This window comes from Luteibacter flocculans (assembly GCF_023612255.1).
GTDB lineage: Bacteria > Pseudomonadota > Gammaproteobacteria > Xanthomonadales > Rhodanobacteraceae > Luteibacter > Luteibacter flocculans.
Genome location: NZ_CP063231.1, coordinates 3,203,300 through 3,221,324, shown reverse-complemented (window position 1 = coordinate 3,221,324; position 18,025 = coordinate 3,203,300). Strand labels below are relative to the sequence as shown.

Annotated in this window: 14 protein-coding genes; 5 read left to right on the top strand and 9 right to left on the bottom strand. The window is 66.6% G+C overall.

The window, feature by feature from the left end; all coding sequences use genetic code 11:
* Positions 1–116 precede the first annotated feature (116 nt).
* Positions 117–497 carry a hypothetical protein gene (locus IM816_RS13965; RefSeq protein ID WP_250338539.1) on the top strand — a complete coding sequence of 127 codons (381 nt, stop codon included), beginning with the start codon at positions 117–119 and terminating at the stop codon, positions 495–497.
* A 239-nt stretch (positions 498–736) separates the two neighbouring features.
* Here IM816_RS13965 and IM816_RS13960 read toward each other — a convergent pair whose 3' ends face one another.
* Positions 737–2,119 carry an L-serine ammonia-lyase gene (locus IM816_RS13960; protein WP_250338538.1) on the bottom strand — a complete coding sequence of 461 codons (1,383 nt, stop codon included), beginning with the start codon at positions 2,117–2,119 and terminating at the stop codon, positions 737–739.
* Between the two features lie 73 nt (positions 2,120–2,192).
* Here IM816_RS13960 and IM816_RS13955 point away from each other — a divergent pair, with 73 nt between their 5' ends.
* Complete coding sequence (locus tag IM816_RS13955) at positions 2,193–2,432, top strand: glutaredoxin family protein (RefSeq protein ID WP_250338537.1); 240 nt, start codon at positions 2,193–2,195, stop codon at positions 2,430–2,432.
* Between the two features lie 6 nt (positions 2,433–2,438).
* On the opposite strand, the gene IM816_RS13950 is transcribed toward IM816_RS13955, so the two are convergent.
* The 5 genes from IM816_RS13950 to IM816_RS13930 form a co-directional block, all read right to left on the bottom strand.
* Entirely contained in the window at positions 2,439–3,788 is a 1,350-nt protein-coding gene (locus tag IM816_RS13950; protein WP_250338536.1) for a GTP-binding protein, read from the bottom strand.
* 7 nt (positions 3,789–3,795) lie between these two features.
* Positions 3,796–4,356 carry a YceI family protein gene (locus IM816_RS13945; RefSeq protein ID WP_072321813.1) on the bottom strand — a complete coding sequence of 187 codons (561 nt, stop codon included), beginning with the start codon at positions 4,354–4,356 and terminating at the stop codon, positions 3,796–3,798.
* A complete protein-coding gene (locus IM816_RS13940) occupies positions 4,353–4,937 on the bottom strand; it encodes a cytochrome b (protein WP_072321812.1) in 585 nt (194 codons plus the stop codon). The genes IM816_RS13945 and IM816_RS13940 overlap by 4 nt, the downstream gene beginning before the upstream one ends.
* Positions 4,921–5,550: a YceI family protein gene (locus IM816_RS13935; RefSeq protein ID WP_250338535.1), complete on the bottom strand. Its 630-nt coding sequence runs from the start codon at positions 5,548–5,550 to the stop codon at positions 4,921–4,923. Before IM816_RS13935 ends, IM816_RS13940 begins: the two co-directional genes overlap by 17 nt.
* Positions 5,551–5,655: 105 nt before the next feature.
* On the bottom strand, positions 5,656–7,122 hold the full coding sequence (locus IM816_RS13930; protein ID WP_250338534.1) for a GTPase: 1,467 nt from the start codon (positions 7,120–7,122) through the stop codon (positions 5,656–5,658).
* 142 nt (positions 7,123–7,264) lie between these two features.
* Between IM816_RS13930 and IM816_RS13925 the strand changes: the two genes are divergently transcribed.
* Complete coding sequence (locus IM816_RS13925; RefSeq protein ID WP_250338533.1) at positions 7,265–10,729, top strand: hybrid sensor histidine kinase/response regulator; 3,465 nt, start codon at positions 7,265–7,267, stop codon at positions 10,727–10,729.
* Positions 10,730–10,777: 48 nt separating this feature from the next.
* Here the strand turns inward: IM816_RS13925 and lptG are convergent, their stop codons facing one another.
* A complete protein-coding gene (lptG, locus tag IM816_RS13920) occupies positions 10,778–11,875 on the bottom strand; it encodes an LPS export ABC transporter permease LptG (protein WP_072321809.1) in 1,098 nt (365 codons plus the stop codon).
* Complete coding sequence (gene lptF / locus IM816_RS13915; protein ID WP_250338532.1) at positions 11,875–12,978, bottom strand: LPS export ABC transporter permease LptF; 1,104 nt, start codon at positions 12,976–12,978, stop codon at positions 11,875–11,877. Before lptF ends, lptG begins: the two co-directional genes overlap by 1 nt.
* Before the next feature lie 98 nt (positions 12,979–13,076).
* Between lptF and IM816_RS13910 the strand changes: the two genes are divergently transcribed.
* Positions 13,077–14,567 (top strand): leucyl aminopeptidase, encoded by a 1,491-nt coding sequence (locus tag IM816_RS13910; protein ID WP_250338531.1) that lies wholly within the window; start codon positions 13,077–13,079, stop codon positions 14,565–14,567.
* Positions 14,568–14,577: 10 nt separating this feature from the next.
* Complete coding sequence (locus IM816_RS13905; protein WP_250338530.1) at positions 14,578–15,000, top strand: DNA polymerase III subunit chi; 423 nt, start codon at positions 14,578–14,580, stop codon at positions 14,998–15,000.
* Positions 15,001–15,208: 208 nt separating this feature from the next.
* Here IM816_RS13905 and IM816_RS13900 read toward each other — a convergent pair whose 3' ends face one another.
* Complete coding sequence (locus IM816_RS13900) at positions 15,209–17,962, bottom strand: valine--tRNA ligase (RefSeq protein WP_250338529.1); 2,754 nt, start codon at positions 17,960–17,962, stop codon at positions 15,209–15,211.
* Positions 17,963–18,025: the final 63 nt, after the last annotated feature.

The window sequence follows — 18,025 nt, the reverse complement described above, 5'->3', positions numbered from 1 at the left end:
GGCACAAGGGCCGGATGATGACAGCCCCGGCCGCTCATGTCAGCCAGCGATGGCCCACCCCAACCGCCACGTCATCGATATACACTGGCCGACGCGGTAGGGACGAAGGGGTTCGGATGCGTTCGAAGGTGGTCGCCAGCGGCATGTTGCTCATGGCCTTGACGGTATGCGGCGTTGCCGCAGCCGAAGAGCCCTGGAGCGACAAGGGTCGACTGATCGATTCGGAGTCCTACGACCGTACCGCCAAGGGTTTTTACTTCACGCTGTACCCTGGCGAAGATCCGGTGGAATCCGTGCGGCGCTGCGCCATTGCCATGCGCGAACTGGGGCATCTGGCCTCGGTGTCCTGCTTCGCCTACACCAGCAAGCAGCGGTTCGACACCCGCCGGGGCAAGCTGCGGATCTGCTACACGGCGGTCGCGAACTGGTGGGGCGAGGACGAACCGGTGCGCGTGGAGACGGTGGACCGCCTCCCGCGGCTGTGCCCGTCACGCTGACGGTCCTGCCGGTCGGAGCCTATGGTGGGGAACCTGCTGGTGGGAACTTGCCGGTGGGAGCCAGCCTGCTGGCGATGGGAACTTGCGGGTGGGAGCCAGCCTGCTGGCGATGGGAATTTGCCTCACGGCTACACCGCTTCGTTGGCTTTTCGCCACCAGGGTGGCTCCTACCCTCGCTTTGTTGGCTTCTCGCCGCTATAGCGGCTCCCACATGCGCTCTGTTGGCGGCTCCGTGCTTTTCAGCACTCGATGACATTCACTGCCAGGCCGCCGCGGGAGGTTTCCTTGTACTTGTCCTTCATGTCGCGGCCGGTGTCGCGCATGGTGGCGATCACCTTGTCTAGCGACACGTGATGCTTGCCGTCGCTCTTGAGCGCCATGCGGCTGGCGTTGATCGCCTTTACCGCGCCCATGGCGTTGCGCTCGATGCACGGGATCTGCACCAGGCCGCCGATGGGATCGCAGGTGAGTCCCAGGTTGTGCTCCATGCCGATCTCGGCGGCGTTTTCCACCTGGGTCACGCTGCCGCCGAGGGCCGCGGCAAGACCGCCTGCGGCCATGGAGCAGGCCACGCCCACCTCGCCCTGACAGCCGACCTCGGCGCCGGAGATCGAGGCGTTTTCCTTGTAGAGGATGCCGATGGCACCGGCCGTGAGCAGGAACTCGATGACGCCGTCTTCCGAGGCGCTCGGGCAGAAATGACGGTAGTAATGCAGCACGGCCGGCACAATGCCGGCGGCGCCGTTGGTCGGTGCCGTGACGACGCTGCCGCCCGCAGCGTTTTCCTCGTTGACCGCGAGCGCGTAGAGGTTCACCCAGTCGAGGATCGTCAGCGGGTCGCGTAGCGACGCTTCCGGTTGCGCACGGAGTTCGGCGGCCATGGCAGGCGCGCGGCGGTTCACCTTGAGGCCGCCGGGCAATACGCCAGGCGAGCGCAGCCCACGCGCCACGCAGTCCTGCATGGCCTTCCAGATGCGTAGCAGACCGGCTCGGGTGTCGTGCTCGGGGCGCCAGATGCTTTCGTTGCGCATCATGAGCTGCGCGATCGTGAGCCCGTGTTCCTTGCACAGCGACATGAGCTGGTCGCCCGTGGAGAACGGGAACGGCTGTTCGCTGGTGTCGGCGACGATGCGATCTTCCGCCGCTTCGTCGGGATTCACCACGAAGCCGCCGCCCACCGAGTAGTAGTCGCGCGTGGCGAGTTCGTTGCCGGCGTGGTCGTACGCCGAGAAACGCATGCCGTTCGTATGGAACGGAAGTTTCTGCCGCTTGTTGAAGACCAGGTCGGCCTTCTCGTCGAACGGAATCTCGTGCCGGCCCAGGATGCGTATGCGCTTGCTGGAACGGATGCGTTCCAGCGTCGCGGGAATGCTGTCGGGGTCCACGCGGTCCGGCCATTCGCCCTCGAAACCGAGCAGCACGGCCTTGTCGGTACCATGGCCGCGCCCGGTCATCGCCAGCGAGCCGAACAGTTCGCAGCGGACCCGCGACACACGATCCAGTACGCCCTTTTCCTCCAGCCAATGCTCGGCAAAACGCGCACCCGCGCGCATCGGACCTACCGTGTGCGACGAGGACGGGCCGATGCCGATCTTGAAAAGGTCGAAGACGCTGACTGCCATGGCGGGGAGGTGGGCTGCGGGGAATGACCGGTTATTCTACGCTGCCGTGTCCACCGACCCCATACACCCGCGCATGCACGCCTTCACTCTTTACCAGCGCGACGATTGTCATCTCTGCGATCAGGCACTGGCCGTGCTGGCGCAGGCCCGCTTTCCGGATTTCACGTCGATCTGGATCGACGAGGACGACGCGCTGGAAGCGAGTTACGGTGCGCGGGTGCCTGTTCTACGCCGGGCCGACGGCGCCGAACTGGATTGGCCGTTCGATGTGGCGACGGTGCAGGCTTTCTCTATCGCAGTGGATGCGCCCTAGGCGCGATCAGCGCGCCGTCTTCAGCCGCCGCAGAATTTCCTCACGCGCCTCGCGGAGGATGGAATCCCGGTCGAGTCCCGCCACGATATCGGCCACGGCACGCTTCGCCCCGTGCTCGCCCCAGGACTTGCCGGACACCAGGTAATGCTCCGCGACCCGGCCGATGAGCACCGTGGCGTACCAGCCGAGTGCGCCCTGGGCGGCAGCGGTCACCACGACGGACAGACCACCGCTCAGGCCCTTGAGCGCCGACGCCGCCAGTTGCACGCCCCACACCGCACCCATGAGCGCGGCGAGCTGCGTGCTGATGACGGCGACGAGCCGGCCGGATTCGCTGCGCGTGAGCGGTAACCCGTAGACCCGGCCGAGCTGCACGACCATCGCGGCATCGAGGCCGCCGGCCAGCAGCAGGTCCGCCACCGGCACGGGATTGAGTGCCACGGCGACCGCTTTGGCGATGCAATACTGGCGAATGACGCCATCGGCGACCTCGCGTCGGGTGCTGGCGATGCGCGCGGTGACCTGATCGGTGAGCTTGCCGGCGAACAGGCCCGCGTTGATGGCCGACAGGGTCTTGCCCTCCCGCTCCGCGATGGCGAGCAGCCGGGCCTTGAGTGCTTCGACGTCAGCCGCGCGGGCTTCACTCAAGCGCCGCTCGTGCCCCTGCGCGTCCACTTCCACCACGTGTTGTGGTGCGGGGCGTGCCATCGTCGCCAGCACGTCCTCACGACGGATCAGTCCCGCGGCATGCTCACGCAACCTTTCCAGCAGGCCGTCGCGCTCGTCGTCGCCGTACCGGTCGGCCTTGTTGAGTACCAGCAGCAGAGGACGGCGGGTGGCGGCCAGCGTGCGCAGCGCATCGCGTTCCTCGCGAGTGAGATCGCCGTCGGCCACGAAAACGATGAGGTCGCTGACCTCTGCGACCTCGAAGGCGAGTTTCTCGCGGGCCTCGCCACCCAGTTCGTTGATGCCCGGCGTGTCGATGAGCACGAGCCCGGCCGACGCGGCCTCGTCGAGCCGCGCGGCATCCGCCTCGGTGGTCGTGCCATGCAACACGCCTACCGCGAACGCGTCGCGGCCGAGCAAGGCATTGCACAGCGCCGACTTGCCCGCCGAGACGCGGCCGAACACCGCCACGTGAAGCTCGTCGCTCTCCAGTCGGTCGAGCATGCGCTCCACGCGTTCGAAATCTGCCGCCATGGCGGCGCGAACGTCGGCCGGGATCGACGCATCGTGGAGCAGGTCGCGAAGGCTGGCGGCCACCGCGCCACCGCGTTCGTCATCGGCGGGCCGCGTGTGCCCGCCGCGACGAAAGCGCGACGTGAGGCCGTGCAGGCGTTCGCGCCAGTCGGTCACTTGGCGCTTACTTCGGCAGCAGATTGAGCGAGCCGTTGACCAGCACCTCGTTCGCAATGGTCGAGGTGTCCTTGTACTCACCGCTGCCGACGCCGAAGTCGAGGCGGTTGAGCGTGCCGGTCACCGACAGACGCGCGCCACCGGCATTCGGATTGAACACGACCTTGAGTTGCACCGGCTTGGTGACCCCGTGCAGCGTGAGGTTACCGTTGGCGATGACATTTCCCTTGGCGTCTTTGCTGAAGCCCGTGGTGACGTAATGCGCCTGACGATACTTGGCGGCGTCGAAGAAATCGCTGCCGGGCAGGGCATTGTCGCGGTCGTTGTCGCCGGTCTTGGCCGTGGCGACGTCCACCGTCACGTCGAACTTTGCCGTGGCGAGATTGGCGGGGTCGTAGCTGATGGCGGCGTCGAACTTGCCGAAGCTGCCGTCGAACTGCTGGCCCTGGAACTTGCCGCTGAAGCCGAGGGTGCTGCCCGGGCCCACCTTGTAGTCGGCCGCGCTGGCGGCGAAAGGCAAGGCGAGCGCGAGGGCAAGAGCGGACAGGCGGCGGATGGTCGGATTCATGGCGTGTCTCCAGGCAGGGTGGGGGTGGCGCGCTTGGCGCGACCGAAGGGCAGCATGCGGCGAAGCGTGTCGTCGCGGTCGATGAGGTGATGCTTCAGCGCGCCGCCGACGTGAGCGACGAGCACGAGGATCAGGAACCAGAACAGGTATTCGTGCACTTCGCCGAATACGCTGGACAAGGCGTCGTTCTTTTCCACCAGCGCCGGCAGGTTGAACTGCTTGAAGTACTGCAGCGGATAACCGTGTGCCGAGTTGAAGGCCCAGCCGGTAAGCGGCAACGCCACGATGAGCAGATAGAGGAAACCATGCACCACCTGTGCAGCGACACGCTGCCATCGGGGCGCCGCATCCTCCGGCGGCCGACGATCGGCCAGGCGCCACACCAGACGCAGGAAGAACAGCGCCAGCACGGTCAATCCGATCGATTTGTGCAGCGCGAACATGTTGATCTTTTCCATCGACGGCTTGAGGCCGTCCATCCACAGGGCGAAGAAGCCGTTGCCGAGAATCAGCAATGCCATCGTCCAGTGGAAGGTCTTGGTGATGGTGCTCCAGCGGGTGGCGTCACTGCGCAGGGGCATGGGTAGTCTCCTTCTCGTCGGATGTGCGGCTGGCTTCGCCGCTGCGAATGCCTTCGATCTCCAGCCAGACGGATACGTTAGTGCCGATCGAATTGCGATTGGATGTCATGCCGTAGGCGGTGCGGTCGAGCGTCACCTGCGCAGAAAAGCCCGCCACCGTATGCAGGCCGTAGATGGTCTTGCCGATGCGGTTCACGCGGAACGGGATGTCCAGCGGCAACGTGGTACCGCGCAGGGTGAGCTTGCCATGGACGACGCCTTCGTCGTCGTTGCGCTTCTCTACCGATTCGCTGACGTAGCGTGCGGTCGATGCGCGATCGCTGTCGAGCAGGCTGGAGCCGCGAACGGCCTTGTCCCATGAGGCATCGCCCATGTCGACCGACGCAAGGTCGACGGTGGCCTGCACCGACGATTTCGACCAGTCGTCGCGATCGAAGACGATCGTGCCTTCGGTGATGCGCAGGCGTCCGAAGGAGCGGGAGAACCCGTTGTGATCGACGTTGAACACGACCTGGCTGTGCACCGGGTCGATGGTGTAGGCGACGGGGGCGGCCATCGAGACGACGGGGAGCGTCGCCAGCGCGATGGGGATCAGGTAACGGGCGTGACGCATACGGGCTGGCCTGTCGCGCGAAGGGCCGTCGAGCGGCCGTGGGAGCCAAGTGTGGCCGAGCGCGGCGGCCTTGTCAGCGGGGGCCGCCGCGAACGGATTGTTCACCTAATCGGAAGGTTCGTGACGCAACCGCAGCGCCTCACCAGTGAGGTCGGCCAATCGTCGCAGCCGCGAGGCGTCCACCTCGTTCAGCAGTTCGCGCATGCGCTCGCCCGCATCGGCCTGGTCGAGCGCCTGACGCTCGGCAAGCGTGGCCGCGAGCGCGCGACCGAAACTGTCGAAGATCAAGGCGTAGGCGAAGGCGTGCAGCACGCCGCCGCCCAGCGTGCCGAGGCCTGGAAACGCCTTGAGGGCGTTGCCCGCCACGGCGAGGACCACCGACGTTCCGGTGCGCAAGGTCATGCGAACCTGGCGCAAAAGGTTGTCCACTTCCACGTCGGTGACGCGCACGTCGTGCAGCGACGCCAGCGCCCGCACCATGCTGGCGGCGAGCGCTCCCTGGATGACGAGGTCGCTGCCCGGCGCTACGGCCGCCATCGCCCCGACGATGGCGCGCCGTGCGTAGCGGCTGACGATGCGTTCCGCCTCGTCGGCGCGATAGGCGCGCTCGCGTTCGCCGGTGCGTTCGTGAAGGCTCGCCAGCACGGCGTTCTCGCGCTGCGCTTCCAGCGCCGACGGGCCCGCGGCGAGCAGGCGGCGCAGGGCGTCGCGCAACGGCTGCCATTGCGCGGGCCGGCGCCGCGTGACGTCCTCAGTGCTGCCGTCCGCAAGCCGACGGGTGAAGCGCTCTTCGCCGCCGGCACTGATCGCGAGCACGGCATCCGGGATGCCGTCGGCCTGTTCGCGAACGTGTTGCAGAATCTGGTCGCGTTCGATGTCAGTCCATTGATCGGCCTTGTTGACCGCCAGCACGAGCGGCTTGCCGAAGTCGCCGAGCCAGCGCAGTTCCTCGGCCTGCGAACGGGTGAGATCGCCAGCGCAGACGTAGACCACCGCATGCGCGCGCAGCGCTTCCGCGCGTGCGAGACGTTCGCGGGCTTCGCCACCTGCCTCGGCGGAGCCGGGCACGTCGGCAATGGTCCACCCGTCGCCCCACGCGGACGTCTCGTAATGCGTGACCTCGCGCGTGGTGCCCCCGCGCGCATCGCTTGCAGGCGCCGCGCCGGGCACCATGGCTGCGATCAGCGACGACTTGCCCGTCGAGATCTCACCAAAAACGGCGAGATACGTGCGGGCACTCGCGCGACGGCGGTCGAGTTCCGTCAGCTCACTACGAAGTTCCTCAACGCCGGCGTCGTCGTGGCGCAGTTGCGCGATGCGCGCTTCGAGCGACGTGCGATCCGGTGCCGTCACGGGCGCACGCGGTCTGCGCGGCCGCAACCACCATACCGTCACCGCCGCGCCGAGGCTCACGAGCAACAGCAACACACCGCCCACGAGCCAGCGCACGCCTTGCGGAAGGCCCTCGAAGCGCTCTGCCAGCGCTATGGCGCGCTCGATCGACGCCAGCAGGAGCCAGGCGAGAGCGGCCAGGCCTACGGTTGTCACGAGCAGGCGGAGTCGACGGGACATGTCTGCATTCTAAGCGCACGGTGTGGGTATCCACCTACGTGCCATTCAGGTTTTTTCCCTTCGTGACGCATGGCATGATCGGCGCCGCACCAGGAACCCGCGAATGCACTGCACGCTCATCACGAGATGGATCCTCGTGGTCATGATCGGTTCGATCGTGACCCTTCCGATCGCCACGGCAGCCACCATGCCGCCCGTGCCCACGCCGCAATTCCGCAGCTATGGTCTGCACGAGGGCCTGCCCAGCAGCAAGGTGCAGGCCGTGGCGCAGGATGGTCACGGATTCATCTGGGTCGGCACAGCCGTTGGCCTTTCGCGCTTCGACGGCGTGGAATTCACCACGCCGGCGATCGGCCCGGACCGCTCGCATCCGCTCCCGTCGGGCAGTGTGAATGCCTTGCTGGTGGATTCGGAAAATCGTCTCTGGATCGGCGGCCCCGACATGGGCCTGGGGCGCTACGACCCGGCGACCGGCGGTTTCGTGCATTGGCGCGATGGTCTCATCGACGACGATGTGCGCGCCATCGCACAGGCGCGTGACGGCACGATCTGGGTCGGTACGTCGGGTGGGCTTGCACACATGCGCGCCGATGGCAGTGGGCTCACGCGTCTTGCTGCGGGCGAAGACGGACCTTCCTCGCCCTCGGTCCACGCGCTGCACGCGTCGGATGACGGCCGAGTATGGATTGGCTCGGACGCTGGTGTGGACGTTGTCGATGCCATGGGCGTCATGACGCCCGTGCCGTTCGAAGATGGCAGCCGGCCTCGCGTCCTGCGAATCGACGGACACGCCGCGGAGCTGCGTTTTTCCACGGACCGTGGCCTGTACCGGCTCGCTCATGACGGGCAGCTGCGACGCGATCGCCGGCTGCCGATATCGGCCTTCCACGCATCGCTCGCCGACAGCCACGGCACGTTATGGGTCGCGGGTCCGCATGGGCTCTCCATGCTCGATCGTTACGGGCGCCTGCATGATATCCGCGGGTCGTGGACGGCGTCGGGCGGACTGCCGGGACGCGCGGTTCGCGGCATGTTGGAGGACCGCGAACATGGACTCTGGTTTGCGCTGAGTGACGGCGGGCTCGCGTATCTCGGTCCTGCCTGGGAGGACTTCACCCGCTTCGCCCACGTGGCGACCGATGTTTTCAGTTTCCCCGGCCGCACCGTGACGGCCGTCGCCGCGCAGGGCAATACGCAGCTCTGGGTGGGCGGCCTGCGCGGATGGGTCCGCAGCTTCGACCCTGCCACCGGCAAGACCGCCGAGGGCTTCACTCTCGATTCGCTGCGCGTGCAATCGTTGCTCGAGGTGCCGCGTGGCTTGCTCGTCGGCACCGTTGAAGGACTCTTCATCGCGCATGCCGGCAAGTCACGGCCGTTGCTGCGTAGTGCCATCCATCATCCCGTGATCTCGCTGGTGTCGGCACCTGACGGGACGGTTTACGCGGCTGCGCTCGGTCAAGGGTTGTTCGCACTGGACAGCAGCCTGTCCCGCGCACGCGAGATTCCGTTCGCCGTCGCGCAGCGCGGTGTGGCGGACACGCGCCAGATCGAGGTCGTCGGTGATGAACTGTGGCAGGCGAGCCTTGCCGGGCTCACGCGATTGGACAGGGCGTCGGGCCGGATGGAGTTCGTCGACGGCGTGGCGCGTGGTCGCATCAATGCATTCGAGCCGGACGAAGACGGCTTCTGGCTGGTGCGCTCGGACGCGCTGGAACACTATCGCTGGGACGGTCGACGTGCCGAGCGGGATCGATGCATCGGCGGCACCGAGGGCTTCCCGTCAGCCGACATATTGAACGTGCGCAGGGATGTGGCAGGCCGCATATGGCTATACGGCGAGACCGGCGTGTGGCGTTTCGATCCCGGTACCGCTACGTTCCGCCCCTTTGGCCTCGCGGACGGTCTTGCGAGCGGCGAGTTCACCAATGGCACCACGGTCCAGCTCGACGACGGCACGATGTACGGTGCCACCCTCGGCGGTCTGGTGGGCTTCCGTCCCGATCGTCAGCGCGATCACACACGCAAGCCTTCCATCGTCGTGCTCGGTGCCAGCGTATCCCGCAACGGTATGCGCCAGCCCATCGCCATGGAGGGCGGCGTCCTGCGGCTCGGCTGGAACGACAGGGAACTCATCGTGCGTGCGCGCGCGCTCTCGTACGTCAATCCCGACCGCAACCATCTCGTGTTCACCCTCGCTCAGGGCAGTGAGACAACGGAATTGCACACGGACAAGTATGGACGGCGCGCGTTCGGCCCGCTCGCCGCGGGCACGTACCGGCTGGCGATCTCGGGCTCGGGACGCGACGGCGTGAACGGGTCGCTCGATCGCCCGCTCACGATCGTGGTCGATGCGCCGCCGTGGCTGCGCTGGTGGGCGTGGTTGACGTATGCCGCACTCGCCCTCGCGGCGGTCGGCACCATCGTGATCGGCGCACGGCGCCGCGTCCGTCAGGCCATGCGGCTCAAGCTCGCGGAGCAACAGCGGCGGCTCGCGGAAGAAGCCAATGCGGCCAAGACCGACTTCATGGCGACGCTGGGTCACGAGATAAGGACGCCGATGACCGGCGTGCTTGGCATGGCCGAGTTGATGGCGCAGACGGCGCTCGACGACACCCAGCGCGCCTATGTCGAAGCCGTGCGTCGATCGGGCACGACACTGCTGCGGCTCGTGAACGACGCGTTGGACATTACGCGCATCGAAGCGCGTCGCCTGGTGCTCGAATCGGAGTGCGTGCCCATTCGCATCCTGACGGAAGAGGTCGTTGCGCTGGCGGTGGGCGCGGCGAAGGACAAAGGCCTGACCCTCACCTCATCGGTCGATGCCGATGTGCCTGCGACCCTTCGTGGCGACGCCATTCGCCTTCGTCAGATCCTGCAGAACCTGGTGAACAACGGCGTGAAGTTCACGGACGGCGGGGGCGTGTCCGTACACGTGGCGCGCGACGGTACGTGGCTGGTCATGACGGTAAACGATACGGGGCCGGGCATGTGTCCGGAGCTGTGTGCTCGCGTGTTTTCTCGTTTCGAGCAGGGCGGGTCGCCGCAACGGTCGCAGGGCTGCGGTCTCGGTCTCGCGATCTGCCACGAGCTTTGCACCCTTATGGGCGGCAACATCCATGTGCGCAGCGAGCCGGGCAGTGGCAGCGCCTTCATCGTTCGACTGCCCTTGCTGCCATGCACGTGCGAGGCGTGCTCATCGGGTGCGGCTCCTGCCACTCCGACGGTGACGTCGGGTAAGCGCCTGCTGCTCGTCGAAGACGATCCGGTAGTCAGCGACGTCATCGCCGGGTTGCTGCGCCAGCGTGGCCACGTCGTCAACGCGGTGGGCGACGGTCTTGCCGCCATGACCGAATTGGCCCAGGGTAACTTCGATGCGCTGCTGCTCGACCTCGATCTTCCCGTGGTGGACGGCTTTCAGGTCGCGCGTCTCGTGCGGCGCATGGATCACCTCGACGGCCTGCCGATCGTGGCGGTTACCGCGCGATCGGCTGGCGACGAGGTGACGGCCATCCGCGAAGCCGGCATGAATGCGCTGCTGCGCAAGCCTATGACGGGCGACGATCTCGACGCCACGCTGGAAAGCGTCTGCGCCGCGCGCGCGTCGTGAAATGCGGCGCGCTGTTTCGCCTTGTTCACCGAATGGCGAAGAGACCGGCTAACCGAATCGTCTGAAGTAAGCCAGTGCGCCGACGATCAGCAGCGACGTTGGCAGAAGGTTTGCGAGCAACGGCGGCAATCCGTACACGGTGCCGAAGTTCACCATGGCGCCTTGCAGGAAGTACCAGCCGATGGCGAGGATGATGCCGACGAAAAGGCGCTTGCCGAGGCCGCCCGAGCGAAGCGAGCCAAACGCGAACGGCATGGCGCACAGCACGAGTACGAGCGTATTCAGGGCGAACAGCGCCCGGCCCCAGAACGCGACGGCGTAGGCACCCGGATTCTGTCCGTTGGCTTCCAGGTAGCGCATGTTGCGGCGAAGGTCCGCCATCGACAGGTATTCGGGATGGATCACCGACTGCTCGAGCACGTGCGGATTGAGCCGGGATTCCCACGTCTGCGTGTCCGCGTGGGAGGAATGCGTACCCTGGGCATCGAGTGCCGTAGTGCGCACGTTGGTCATGATCCAGTGGTTGCCGTCGTGGATGGCACTGTCGCCGTGCGCGAACGTGGTCACCTGGCCGTCAGGGGTGAACGAGTACACGCGAACGTCCACCAGCTTGACCGTGGTGCGATCGCCGTCCTGCGTCGCGATGGCCGACTTCGCGTTGATGATCTTGCCGCCGTCGCGTGCCCACAGCCCGCTGCTCGTCGAGCCGAGGTTGCTCGATCGCATCCTCACCTGGATGGCCTGGGCGTGCTGGTCGCCATAGGGCGCCGCAGTCTCGCCCATGACGACGACGCCCGCAGTCAGTACGGCGATGACGCCGGCTGCCGATGCCGCAATGCGCAGCTTCGACATGCCTGCTGCGCGGAGCGCGGTCAGCTCGCCGGTGGCGGCCAGGCCGCCGAGGCCGAGCAGGCCGCCGATGAGCGCGGCATTGCTGAACATCTGATACAGGCGCCGCGGCACCGTGAGCATGATGTACGCGATGGCGTCGTACAGGGTGAAGCCGTTCTTGCCGATGTTGCCCAACTGGCGCACGAACTGCGTGAGCGCATCGAAGCCGGTGAGCACCAGCCACACCAGCAACAGCGTGCCGAGCACGCTGGCGCCGATCAGACGATCGGCGCGCTTGATCGTCAACGTCGCCATCAGCCAGCTCCCTTCACGCGCCGGGCGGTGTTCTGTCGCCAGAAGTACCAGGCCGCCACACCGAACACGATGGCGTGCAACAGCCAGATCGGCGCGGAGGTATGCAGGTGACCCTTGATGATCTGCGCGCGCGCGATCAACTGCCAGACCACATAGAGGAAATACGCCAGCACAGCGATCAGCAGGCGCCCGTAGCGGGCGTCGCGGGGCGCCTGCCGCGACATCGGCAGCACCATCATCATCAGCACGAGCGTGCTGACCGGCGCGGCAAAGCGGGATACCAGCTCGCCCAGACCATCGGCCGTATTCATCTTGAACAGATCGGTCGTGCTTGCCTCGTGCGCCGGATCGGTGTCGTCGTCATCGTCGGTGATGTTGGACAGCGAAATGTCGTTGCGCTCGTACTTCATCCGACGCCAGTTGTCGGCGCCCAGCGGGATTTCGTATTGCCAGCCGTCGAACAAGGCGAGGAACCGGTTCTGGCCATCGCTTTCCTGATACATCTGGCCATGCTTGGCATTCACGACGCGGACCTGGGGCTTGCCGTCGCTGTCCACCCGGTCCGTGGCGAGGAAGGTCTTGCCCAGCACGGTGCCGTCGCGGCTGAGCGTGTCGACGAAGATGATGCCGCCCTTGCCGGGCAGTTCGGTGAAGCGGCCGGCATCGAGGCCGGCGGCGATGACCGATTTGTTGGCCGCGGCGATCACCTGATCGGCCGTGCGCGACGAAAGAGGCCCCAGCCAGAGCGAGACGAGGCCGACCACGATGGTCGCCACCACCGCCAGCAGGGTGACCGGGCGCAGCATGCCGCGGGGGCCCATGCCGGAGGAGGCGAGTACGTGCATCTCGCTCTCGCGGTACATGCGGCCGAGCGCGATCAGGGTGCCCAGGAAGGCGGACATGGGGAGCAGGGTCGAGAGCAGGTCCACCATCTGCAGACCGAGCACCTCGAACATGACGCTGGGCTGGATGCTGCCGTTGGCCACCTTCTGCAGCACGGTCGCAAAGGCACCGCCGGCAAAGATCACCAGCAGCACGATGGCTGTCGCCAGGACCCCATAGGCGAGTTCGCGCAGGAAATAACGGTCGAGGATGCTGAGCATTTGATAGAATTGGCGGTTCGTGCCGCGTCAGTCCCGGCCGGCAAACCACAAGTCTAGCCTGTCCGGACCCCCGGCGGGCTTTCGCAAGGCAGTTAGCTATGACGGTTCAGTTCAGCCTCGGTTCCAATGCTCCCGAATCGACCGCCACCCCGGTGGCCGTGGTCGGCGTCTACGAGAACGGTGTCCTGACCAGTGCCGCGGCACGGATCGACACCGCCGCCAGCGGGGCGATCAAGCGCCTCGTCGAGGCTGGCGACATCAACGGCAAGGTGGGCCAGGTCGTTACCCTGCTGCATCCGGCCGGCGTGTCCGCCGAGCGCGTGCTGGTCCTGGGCCTGGGCCCGCAGAAGTCGTTCGATGCCGCGCGCTACCAGCGGGTCGCGATGGAAGCGGCTCGCGCCATCGGCCGGCTGCCGGTGTCGGAGGCCGTGAGCTGGCTGCCTGAAATCGACGTTCCGGGGCGCGACGCCGCGTGGCGCCTGCGTGTGGCCGCCCTCGCGACCGACCACGCCGCGTATCGGTACACCGCCACGGTGAAGCCGCGCGACAAGGCCCAGCCGGAACTGACCAGCCTGACCCTGGTGGGTCCCGCCGAGGGCGAAGCCGGCCTGAACGAGGCGCGTGCCATCGCCGAGGGCGTGCGCTATGCCCGCGAGCTGGGCAATCTGCCGCCGAACATCTGCAATCCGGACTACATCGCCGAACAGGCCCGCGCCTTCGCGGAAGCCCATGAAGGCGTCACCTACGAGGCGCTGGATCGCGCCGACATGGAGCGCGAAGGCTTCGGCTCGCTGCTTGCCGTGGCCCGCGGTTCCGCCAACGCACCGCGCCTGGTCATCCTCCAGTGGAACGGTGGCAAGGAGGGCGAGCGTCCTTATGCCTTCGTCGGCAAGGGCATCACCTTCGATACCGGTGGCATCAGCTTGAAGCCCGGCCCCGGCATGGAAGAAATGAAATTCGACATGTGCGGTGCGGCGGGCGTGCTCGGCGCCTTCGTGGCCGCCGTGAAGCTGCGCCTCCCGGTGAACCTGGTCTGCGTGGTGCCCGCGGTAGAGAACATGCCCGACGGCGCGTCCTACCGTCCGGGCGACGTGCTCACGAGCCTCGCCGGCATCACGATCGAGGTGCTGAACACCGACGCCGAAGGCCGCCTCATCCTTTGCGATGCGCTGACCTACACGGGCAAGCGCTTCGATCCGCACACCCTCATCGACGCCGCCACCCTGACCGGCGCCTGCGTCGTCGCCCTGGGCAAGCATGCCAGCGGCCTCATGACCAAGGACGAGACCCTGTCGGCCGAGTTGCTCGCCGCCGGCGAGGCCACGCTCGATCGTGCATGGCGCCTGCCGCTGTGGGACGACTACCAGAGCCAGCTAGAGTCCACCTTTGCCGACGTGGCGAATATCGGCGGCAAGTACGCCGGTGCCATCACGGCTGGCTGCTTCCTCGCCCGCTTCACCGAGGGGCGCCGCTGGGCGCATCTCGACATCGCGGGTACGGCGTGGGACGAGGGGCGCAAGGGCATGGCCACCGGCCGCCCGGTGCCGCTGCTGACCCAGTGGCTGCTCGACCGCGTCGCGGCCGGCTGATCGCTTCGGCATGCCGCGCGCGGACTTCTACCTGATCGACAAGCCGCGTTTTCGCGAGGATCCGCTGCTGCTCGTGTGCGAACTCGCCAAGCGAGCGGTCGGCGCGCAGCAGCCCACGCTGATCCTCACGCGCGACTTCGAACAGGCCGAAGCCATCGACGAGCGCCTGTGGGATCTGGGCGAGGACGTCTACGTGCCGCACCAACTGGCGGGCGACGAGGACGACGCGATCTGCGCGGTCCTCATCGTGCCTCCCGGTGTCGACACGCCGGATCGTCCGCTGGTGATCAACCTGCGCGACACCTGCGCGCCGGGGCATTTCGATCGCGTGCTCGAAGTGGTCGCAGCCGACCCGGCGGAGCGCGACGGCTCCCGCGTCCGCTGGACTCAGTACAAGAAACTGGGCTTCGAGGTCACCAAGCACGACATGTGAGCGGTGCCGTTGGTGGGAGCCACCCTGGTGGCGAAAAGCCAACGGAGCGGTGTAGGAGTGAGGCAGGCCCCCATCGCCATCAGGATGGCTCCCACCAGCAGATGCCAGGCGGGCCGCACCTTCTTCCACTTCAGCGGCGATCCTGCGACAGCGGGCGAGCTGGCCGCAAGGACCTCATCGCCGCTGAAGCGGTTCCCACCAAGCGTCCTTAGCCCAGCTTGCGAGCCTGCTCGCGCATGGCATCCGCCTGACGGGTCCAGTCCGCGATGCGCTGGCGTTCCTGCTCCACCACCTCGGCCGGTGCGTTCGCCACGAAGTTGGCGTTGCCGAGCTTGGCTTCGCACTTGCGAACCTCGCCTTCCACGCGGGCGATTTCCTTCGCGAGGCGCGCCTTTTCCGCCGTGACGTCGATCAGCCCTTCGAGGGGGATCAGCACACGCATGCCGCCGACGACGGCAACCGCGGCGGCGGGTTCATCGGCGCCCACCCAGGCGGGGGACTCGACACGACCCAGGAAGGCGATCTGCGCGGCGAACTTCTCGGCCCGTGCGCGATCTGCCGCATCGCCGTCGGCGAGCAGCAGCGGAATGGTCTTGCCCGGAGCGATGTTCATCTCGGCGCGGATACGGCGCACGCCGGTCAGCACGTCCTTGACCCATTCGATCTCCGCTGTGGCCGCAGCGTCGGCGGTGACGTCGGAGGCTTCGGGGTAGGGGCGCAGCATGATCGTGTCGCCGTCGATGCCGAGCAGCGGCCGCACGTGCTGCCAGATCTCTTCGGTCACGAAGGGCACGAGCGGATGCAGCGCGCGCAGCAGCGTTTCAAGCACGTGGACGAGTGTGTAACGGGTGGACGCCACGGCCTGCGCGTCACTGCCCTGCAGCGCGGGCTTCGACAGTTCGAGGAACCAGTCGCAGAACTCGTTCCAGGTGAACTCGTACAGCGCCTGCGCCACGAGATCGAAACGGTACAGCGCGAGCTGCTCCTTCACCGTTGCCAGCGTCTCGCCGAGACGGGTGAGGATCCAGCGCTCGGCTTCCGTGGCCGGTGCCATGGGCGTCACGGCGCCGTCGCCGAGGTTCATCAGCACGAAGCGCGACGCGTTCCAGAGCTTGTTGACGAACGCCTTGTAGCCGCCGCAGCGCTCCAGGTCGAACTTGATGTCGCGGCCATGGGTGGCGAGCGAGGCAAAGGTGAAGCGCAGCGCATCGGCACCGAAGGCCGGAATGCCGTCGGCGAATTCCTTGCGCGTGGCCTTTTCGATCTTCTCCGCCATCTTCGGCTGCATCAGCCCGCGGGTGCGCTTGGCGAGCAGGTCGTCGAGATCGATGCCATCGATGAGATCGAGCGGATCGAGCACGTTGCCCTTGGACTTGGACATCTTCTGTCCGTCCTTGTCGCGGATCAGGCCCGTGACGTAGACGTCCTTGAACGGCACCTCGCCGGTGAAGTGGTCGGTCATCATGATCATCCGGGCGACCCAGAAGAAGATGATGTCGAATCCGGTGACCAGCACGTTCGTCGGCAGGTAGCGGTCGAAGCCGCGCTCGGCCTGCGCCTGCGGATCGGGCCAGCCGAGGGTGGAGTGGCTCCAAAGCGCCGACGAGAACCACGTTTCCAGCACGTCGGCATCGCGACGCAGCGCACCGTTGTAACCCTGCGCGGCTGCCTGGGCCTTTGCCTCGGCCTCGCTGCGAGCCACGACGATCTCGCCGCTGTCGGTGTACCACGCGGGAATCTGGTGACCCCAGGTGAGCTGGCGGCTGATGCACCAGTCCTGGATGTTGCCGAGCCAGTGACGATACGTGTTGATCCAGTTCTCGGGCACGAAGCGCACGTGGCCCTGCTCGACCAGTTCGAGGCCGCGGGCGGCGAGCGTGTCCATCTTCACGAACCACTGCCAGGTCAGGTAAGGCTCGATGATCTCGCCGGTGCGATCGCCACGCGGAACCTGCAGCTTGTGCTTCTTCGTCTCGACCAGCAGGCCCGCCTCCTCGAGATCGGCAAGCACCGCCTTGCGCGCGACGTAACGATCCATGCCGCGGTATTTCTCCGGCGCCGCGTCGTTGATCTTTGCGTCGTCCGTGAGGATGTTGATCATCGGCAGGCCATGACGCTGGCCGATCGCGTAATCGTTGAAGTCGTGCGCAGGCGTGATCTTCACGCAGCCGGTGCCGAACTCCTTCTCGACGTAGTCGTCGGCGATGATCGGGATCTGGCGGTTGGACAGCGGCAGCGCGAGCATGCGACCGATCAGGTGCGCGTAGCGTTCGTCTTCCGGATGCACGGCGACGGCCACGTCACCCAGCATGGTTTCCGGGCGCGTGGTGGCGACGACAAGCTCGCCGGTGCCGTCCGCGAGCGGGTAGCGAATGGACCAGAGCGAACCGTCTTCCTCCTCGCTGACCACTTCGAGATCGGAAATCGCGGTCTTCAGCACCGGGTCCCAGTTGACCAGTTTCTGGCCGCGATAGATGAGGCCTTCCTCGTGCAGGCGCACGAAGGTTTCGACGACGGCCTTCGACGGGCCTTCATCCATCGTGAAGACCTCGCGACTCCAGTCGCCGGACACGCCCATGCGGCGCATCTGGCGACCGATCGTGCCGCCGGATTCCTTCTTCCATTCCCACACGCGTGAGATGAAGGCGTCGCGGTCGAGATCGGCGCGCTGCCTGCCTTCGGCGTTGAGCTGGCGCGTAACGACCATTTCCGTCGCGATGCCGGCGTGGTCGGTGCCGAGCTGCCAGAGCGTGTCGAAGCCGCGCATGCGGTGGTAGCGGACCAGCGTGTCCATGATCGTGTGCTGGAACGCATGGCCCATGTGCAGGGTGCCCGTCACGTTCGGCGGCGGCAGCATGATCGTGTACGGCGTGCCCTTGCCGGACGGCTTGAAATAGCCATTGGCTTCCCAGTGGGCGTACCACTTCGACTCGATCTGGCTGGGCTCGAAACTCTTGTCCATGCGTAGGCTCTCGGCTCGCGCCATCGGGCGCGCTTTGGCAGGCGTAAAGACCGCCATTGTAGG

What these genes read in the sequence shown, in the direction of transcription:
- IM816_RS13955 (WP_250338537.1), top strand. Translation starts at nt 2,193, where the DNA reads ATGCACGCCTTCACTCTTTACCAGCGCGACGATTGTCATCTCTGCGAT.
- IM816_RS13965 (WP_250338539.1), top strand. Translation starts at nt 117, where the DNA reads ATGCGTTCGAAGGTGGTCGCCAGCGGCATGTTGCTCATGGCCTTGACG.
- lptG (WP_072321809.1), bottom strand. Translation starts at nt 11,875, where the DNA reads ATGGCGACGTTGACGATCAAGCGCGCCGATCGTCTGATCGGCGCCAGC.
- IM816_RS13910 (WP_250338531.1), top strand. Translation starts at nt 13,077, where the DNA reads ATGACGGTTCAGTTCAGCCTCGGTTCCAATGCTCCCGAATCGACCGCC.
- IM816_RS13900 (WP_250338529.1), bottom strand. Translation starts at nt 17,962, where the DNA reads ATGGACAAGAGTTTCGAGCCCAGCCAGATCGAGTCGAAGTGGTACGCC.
- IM816_RS13925 (WP_250338533.1), top strand. Translation starts at nt 7,265, where the DNA reads ATGATCGGTTCGATCGTGACCCTTCCGATCGCCACGGCAGCCACCATG.
- IM816_RS13930 (WP_250338534.1), bottom strand. Translation starts at nt 7,122, where the DNA reads ATGTCCCGTCGACTCCGCCTGCTCGTGACAACCGTAGGCCTGGCCGCT.
- IM816_RS13960 (WP_250338538.1), bottom strand. Translation starts at nt 2,119, where the DNA reads ATGGCAGTCAGCGTCTTCGACCTTTTCAAGATCGGCATCGGCCCGTCC.
- IM816_RS13940 (WP_072321812.1), bottom strand. Translation starts at nt 4,937, where the DNA reads ATGCCCCTGCGCAGTGACGCCACCCGCTGGAGCACCATCACCAAGACC.
- lptF (WP_250338532.1), bottom strand. Translation starts at nt 12,978, where the DNA reads ATGCTCAGCATCCTCGACCGTTATTTCCTGCGCGAACTCGCCTATGGG.
- IM816_RS13905 (WP_250338530.1), top strand. Translation starts at nt 14,578, where the DNA reads ATGCCGCGCGCGGACTTCTACCTGATCGACAAGCCGCGTTTTCGCGAG.
- IM816_RS13945 (WP_072321813.1), bottom strand. Translation starts at nt 4,356, where the DNA reads ATGAATCCGACCATCCGCCGCCTGTCCGCTCTTGCCCTCGCGCTCGCC.
- IM816_RS13935 (WP_250338535.1), bottom strand. Translation starts at nt 5,550, where the DNA reads ATGCGTCACGCCCGTTACCTGATCCCCATCGCGCTGGCGACGCTCCCC.